Source organism: Bacillus sp. FJAT-29814 (genome assembly GCF_001510715.1).
Taxonomy (GTDB): Bacteria; Bacillota; Bacilli; order Bacillales; family Cytobacillaceae; genus Neobacillus.
This window is the reverse complement of sequence record NZ_LMTJ01000010.1, coordinates 257,266-263,599: the sequence shown is the minus strand read 5'-3', so window position 1 is coordinate 263,599 and position 6,334 is coordinate 257,266. Positions and strand designations below refer to the sequence as shown.

Sequence of the window (6,334 nt, the reverse complement as noted above, 5' to 3'; positions counted from 1 at the left end):
AATGTTACGTTGGCTTCATTTCGAAAGAAATGAATGTTTTATTGTTGACGTTTTTGTTTGTTTAGTTTTCAAAGAACAATTTCCAAAGACAGAATAACAATATACCATCTTTCCGCTATCAAGTCAAATCATTTTTTGGGAATAATTAAACCCAATCAGCGACAGGAGTTTATTTTAGCGAAATCTGTTTTAAAAGTCAACTGTTTTTCAGGAATTTTTTAATGTTCCGCAGCGACAAATATTATCTTACTAAAATATTTAATTCACGTCAATCATTTTTTTCAAATAATTTTACTCAGAGAAAATTTCTCATTTTTTTATAACCTTTCTGAAGGTAACTGATCTCATGCATCTGCAGAATTGTTATTTAGATTGTATGTATCCTTTTCATTTCAAAAATCTCATTCACTGCCTGCCGATACCCGCCTGATGTTTGCAAGGAATCCTTCATTTTCAACGAAGCCTTAAGGAAAGATGGCTGGTTTAATACACGGTCTGACGCTTCAAGTAATTGATTTGCAGTCAATGTTTGCATATGTAATTGAATGCCTGCGCCGATATGGGCAACTTGCTTGGCAATGGCTGGTTGATCCGCGCTTTGCGGGATGACAATGAGCGGAACCCCAAAATAGAGGCTTTCGTGGACACTGTTCATTCCACCATGCGTGATAAACAATTTCGTATGTTTCAGTATCTCCGTTTGCGGAACATAATTTTTTACAATGAAGTTTCCTGGGATTTCACCCAACTCAGAAGGTTGAACTTTTCCCCCAATCGACATAACCACGGTATGCTCCGTATTCCCATAGGCGTGAAAGCAAAGCTTATAGAAATCAACTGCCTGATTGAAGACAGTTCCCAATGAAATATAAATCAGGCTTTTCCCCTTGATTAGGGTTAGGTCAAGGTTACCTTCCATTTGACGTGAGGTGATAGATGGACCGACAAATTTGTATGATTGGTCGAATTCTTCTATAGAAGGTTGTAACTCTCTTATCGTATAAACGATTGTAAGCGGTGCGGGATTACAAAAGACTTCATATGGAGATTGGATTCTCACTCCATATTTCTCCTCCACAGCTGCCGACAGCCTTTTGTATTCATCGAAAGTATCCGTAGGAATATTTTTTACAAGCTGTGTGAACATGTGATTGAATGATGCTTCTGACTGTGCAAACGATGTACAGGAATTAACGGCCGGAAGCTTAAGGATTTCTGCCAGTAAACGTCCGCAGCCAAACATCGAATCATGGATGATGTAATCAAAGCGCTCCCCTTCGATTTGCTCCAGAACACTAGGTATCATGATATCTGCCGTAAGCAGAAGACCGTTGATTCTTTCGAGTAAATTTTTTCTGCCGCCTGAAATAAATGCATTTATAAACTTTTGAGCATCAAAGGTTTTAACGGTTGCACCCGTCTTTTCCACCCGTTCACGAAAATCCTCAATTGTAAAATACACGACCTCTTCCCCACGCGAAATAAGCTCTTGCACTACCCCCACCGTTGGATTGACATGTCCTTCTGACCCGCCATTAATAAATAAAACTCGTGCCATGATATCGCCACCTTATGGATAAAGTTATTTTTCTAGGAAGTCCGCCGTGACATTAATTAACAGAGAATGGACTACAAGGTAATCATACATCAAGTCATCCAGCATCCTTTACTATTATACTTATCAGCTCCATATATAACTAGTCGGGCAGAAGTAATTTGAAACGGGGATTTGTTATCTATTTTAAAATTTTTCTAATACACTATATGGAGGGATTTTCAATGAAGGGAAGTGCGGCAAATGTATAATCAACCATGGAGGCAGGCACAGCCGGTATGGGGTTCTGTTTCAAGAAATGACCAAAATATTTTGGAACTAACAGGGGAAGGGTCGGTGTCAGCAACACCAGATATGTCCATTATTACAATGGGTGTAAATTCTGAAGATCCGAACCTTACAAACGCCCAACAAGAAAATAATGAAACAACGACTAAAGTGATACAGTCACTCATAAACTCGGGGATTTCAAAGGAGAATATTAAAACGGCTGATTACCGAATCGAAATGGTCTATGATTACGAAAATGGCAAACAAACATTGCGGGGGTATAGAGTAGTCCATTTGCTTCAAGTCCAAAACCATCAGATAGAACGGACGGGATTTATTGTTGATACAGCGGTTAGGAATGGGGCAAACACCATTACAAATATTGAATTTAAAGTAAAAAACCCGCAGATTTATTACAGCCAGGCGTTGGCACTTGCTCTGAGTGATGCGCAATTTAAAGCTGTGGAACTAACGAGGGAAATGGGTGTAAAGCTAAATAAGGTTCCACTATCCATACAGGAATTGAACCAAACACCACCAATCATTCCTCTGCAGCCTGCCCTTTTTGCAAAAAGTGAAGCGGGAACGCCAATTCAGCCCGGTAAACTAAAAATAAATGCGTCGCTTCAGGTAAAGTATTCCTATATTTTATAGTTTGAAGCGGAAGTTAGACGAGAAGGTTGGTCCCTCAATTCAGAGTGACTGGCACTTTCCTCAAAATTAAAAGGCTTAATCAAAAAGATGATTAAGCCTTTTAATAGGTTGGATCTTCTTAAACTATTTTTCTCTTTCTTATAAGTAAGAGAATTCCACCTAAGACCACAAAAATAGAACCGATTGCTACAAGGTTAAAATGGTTTGTTGCTGTATTAGGAAGTTCATTTCCAGACTGATTATTTTGGAGTTGATTTCCATTTGCATTGGACCCGGCTGCACTATTTTTCGAAGGAATCGAGCTGTCTCCGTTCTTATTCACATCCTGATTCAGGCTGCTTGGTTTCTCCGCTGGAGTTTGTTGCGTAACGGTAATGGCAGCAGTCGCTGAGTGCGATCGATCTTTAGTTTGAACGGTAATGGTTACGTTTCCTTCAGCGATTGCCGTTACCTTGCCATCCTGCGTAACCGTTGCAATTTTTTCATTAGAGCTTTTCCAAGTTAGTTCCTTGTTGTCTGTGGTGTCAGCTGGCAAAATGCTCGCAGTTAATTTTGCCGTATCACCCACTTTAAGACTAACGTTTGTTTGGTCTAGTGTAATTCCTTTGATAGGTTTCACAGGATCCACTTGAAATTCATTAACAGAAACAGTTCCGCTAACCTCGTTTCCGACTAAAACAAGCGGACGCCCTGTAGGACTTACATGAGCATCAATAAATTCAAGACCTTCTGGTGATACATCGCCCGCAACAGCTTGAGAAAAATCCCTGCTGTTTATATAGTTTACAAACTGGACGTTTTCTGGATTGGAAATGTTATAGGTCATCACGCCGCCAATTCTCTCAAGTCCCACAAAGGCATAAAGCTGATCGCCTATCATGCCGACTTTTACATCTTCAGGTTCTGGCCCTTTTTTCGCACTGCGCTTATCCATTTTATTATCATCATTCGACCAGTTAAAATAGGCTGGATAACGCTCTGCTGTAATCGTTTCAAAGTCACTGCCGCTGTCGTAAACGAGTTCCATCGTATCGGCTTTCCAAATAGAGAATGAGCGTCCGCCCAATGTATAAATGGCATCATTTCCACGATCCGTTAATACTTCAAGCTTCCCATAATCTTTATCGGAACTTTTCATTTTATCAAATGCTGCTTGTGCTTCTTCTGCTGTCATCCCTTTAAAAAGATTCGTGTCAAGGGTAATCGTATCCTTTACATCTTTAAAGTTTGCTACATTGATGAACGTCGGATCCTCTTCAGGCCACTCCGTTGCATCTCCCTCATTCGCAGTAATCAGGTAATCCGTACCGCCAATGTTGGCATAAGAAATGCCATCTGGCATATAAGACCCTAAAATAGGAAGTCTTTCAAATTCTATTTTTCCGTTGTTTGCAGCATCCACTTCATTTCCAGGCAAAGAATGGTCCTTATATCCAAGAGATTTCACAGATAATACTTTCCCTGCTTCAATATCAATCGTTGCAATCGCATTATTCTCTTGTAATGTAACAAATGCTTTTTTACCATCGTTTGAAATAGCTATGTATTCAGGTTCCAAATCTTTAATAGCATCTGCTTTTGTTCCACTGTTTCGAATATGAACGTCGTCATCTATGACACTTTCGTCATCAAACTTTACTTTGGTTATTTTACCCGTTTCCACTTCGACAATCGTTACTGATCCTTCCGGGTCTGCTGCATCAAGACCCCCTCGCGGTTCCGCTTCATCAGCTGATAAAATATACTTTCCATCAGCTGATATTTTAACCATATCTGGCTGTACACCTGTTTCGAAGGTTTTTTGAATTTCTCCGTCATAATTCATGACGATTATTTTTCCGTTTTTTGTATAATCAGCATCTTGAACCGTTGCAGCAATTATGTCATGAGCCGTGTTAATATCAATACTTGTTAAGTCTCCATATTTAAAAGTACCCTCGTTTACCGCGTCTGCAATATTGATAGATTTCTCTTTTTGCAGCTGTTGGACGGTTTCAGAAGAGGTTAAATCTTTAAGACTAACAATATCGATGGTTTGACCATATCCATTAATCGCGTAAAATTTTTCGTTATCAGCATTGTATTTAACAATTTCGGCAACGCCACCATCTTCATTTGGTAAACCCATGCTATACCCAGCAATTTTTTTGACCTCTATCGAATTTTGAATCGATGTGGCTGCATTTGCATCAAGCATATTCATTCCGATGCCTGAAGCTAGTATAGTACTGGCTAAAAAAGTCTTACTGAACCGAGTGAACGTTTCATTTCTCTTCATCCCATTTCCTCCTTCTCATCCTACCAACTTTTTCTACAAATTTAGACATTTAGTAGAAGTATAGAATATGAATATTTTAAATTTATGGAGTATTTGTAAATTCACTATATATTTTTGTAAAAAATTAAAGGTTGATAGACAAAACGAAGCTAACGTTAATGAAGTCTTTACACACTTTTTACACCAAGTTTAGATAAAATCCTTATTTTCCTACTATATTTTAAGTAAGCTACCTTAGGGGGGATTCCATGAAAATTACCGTTGCTGGAGCAGGATATGTGGGATTGGTTACGAGTGCTTGTTTGGCTGAATTAGGACATCAGGTCACATGCATAGACATTCAAAAGAAGAAAATTGACTCTCTTCAAAACAATCGTTTGCCCATTTACGAGCCAGGGCTTGAACACCTTTTGGCAAAAAATCTTCAAAACGGCAAATTAGCCTTTACAGTTGACCCTCAGCTTGCCTATTCAACTACTGAAATCATTTTTATTGCCGTAGGAACCCCTGAGATGCCCGGTGGTTCAGTAGAACTCAAATATATCCATGAGGTTGCCCAACAAATAGCTCACTATATTGAAAATGACGTCATTATTTGCACAAAAAGTACTGTGCCAGTCGGAACAAACGACGTTATTCAACGGATGATCGACAATCAAAAGGCTCCGACTCTTCGTGTCGAGGTGGTTTCAAATCCTGAATTTCTTCGGGAAGGCTCAGCTGTTCATGATTTTTTCCATGGCGACCGAATCGTAATCGGCACCGATAATCTTGAGGCAGCTTCAATTTTGAAAAAAGTGTACCAACCCTTAAATATTCCGGTCATTACAACGGATATTAGGAGTGCAGAAATGATCAAGTATGCTTCCAACGCTTTTTTGGCAACGAAAATTAGTTTTATTAACGAAATTGCCAACCTATGCCAAAAGGTCGGTGCTGATATTGAGGAAGTGGCGTTTGGAGTCGGGCTCGATAAACGGATAGGTCCTGACTTTCTTAGGGCAGGAATTGGTTATGGCGGGTCTTGTTTCCCTAAAGATACAAAAGCACTTTTAGGAATTGCCAATGATGTTGAACATCATTTTGATTTACTAGAGGCTGTCATTAACGTCAATAATCGGCAACAATCCTTGCCTGTTTTGATGGCAAAAGAAACGATAGGCTCGTTACAAGGTAAAAAAATTGCATTGCTTGGATTGGCATTCAAGCCTGATACGGATGATATCCGCGGTTCAGCCTCGATTAGGATTGTAAACGAACTGCTCAATGAAGGAGCCATTATTAGAGCTTATGATCCGGCAGCAATTCCAAACGCACAACGCATGTTTGGCGATATGATTGAATACGCCTATGATCTTAGATTTGCACTTCACGAAGCCGAACTGGCGATTATCGCCACAGAATGGGACCAAATTAAATATGCCCCACTTGAAATATTTCCTTCCTTTATGAAAAACCCGATCATCATTGATGGGCGAAATTGCTACGTGCTTGAAGAAATTCAAAAGCATTGGATTACGTATCTATCAATAGGAAGGCGCGCTATTATTAAAAAAAGTCTTGTTAATAGATAAAAT

At 39.4% G+C, this 6,334-nt stretch carries 4 protein-coding genes; 2 read left to right on the top strand and 2 right to left on the bottom strand.

Annotated features, from left to right (window positions below; genetic code table 11):
* Positions 1–367: 367 nt before the first annotated feature.
* A complete protein-coding gene (locus AR334_RS24785) occupies positions 368–1,558 on the bottom strand; it encodes a macrolide family glycosyltransferase (RefSeq protein WP_066320265.1) in 1,191 nt (396 codons plus the stop codon).
* A gap of 240 nt (positions 1,559–1,798) precedes the next feature.
* On the opposite strand from AR334_RS24785, the gene AR334_RS24780 reads away from it, so the two are divergent.
* The gene (locus tag AR334_RS24780) at positions 1,799–2,479 is read left to right on the top strand and encodes an SIMPL domain-containing protein (RefSeq protein ID WP_066320263.1); all 681 of its coding nucleotides are present in this window, start codon (positions 1,799–1,801) and stop codon (positions 2,477–2,479) included.
* 118 nt (positions 2,480–2,597) lie between these two features.
* Here the strand turns inward: AR334_RS24780 and AR334_RS24775 are convergent, their stop codons facing one another.
* Positions 2,598–4,757, bottom strand: coding sequence for a choice-of-anchor I family protein (locus AR334_RS24775; RefSeq protein WP_082693103.1), 2,160 nt, complete (start codon positions 4,755–4,757; stop codon positions 2,598–2,600).
* Between the two features lie 248 nt (positions 4,758–5,005).
* Between AR334_RS24775 and AR334_RS24770 the strand changes: the two genes are divergently transcribed.
* Complete coding sequence (locus tag AR334_RS24770) at positions 5,006–6,331, top strand: UDP-glucose/GDP-mannose dehydrogenase family protein (protein ID WP_066320261.1); 1,326 nt, start codon at positions 5,006–5,008, stop codon at positions 6,329–6,331.
* Positions 6,332–6,334 lie beyond the last annotated feature (3 nt).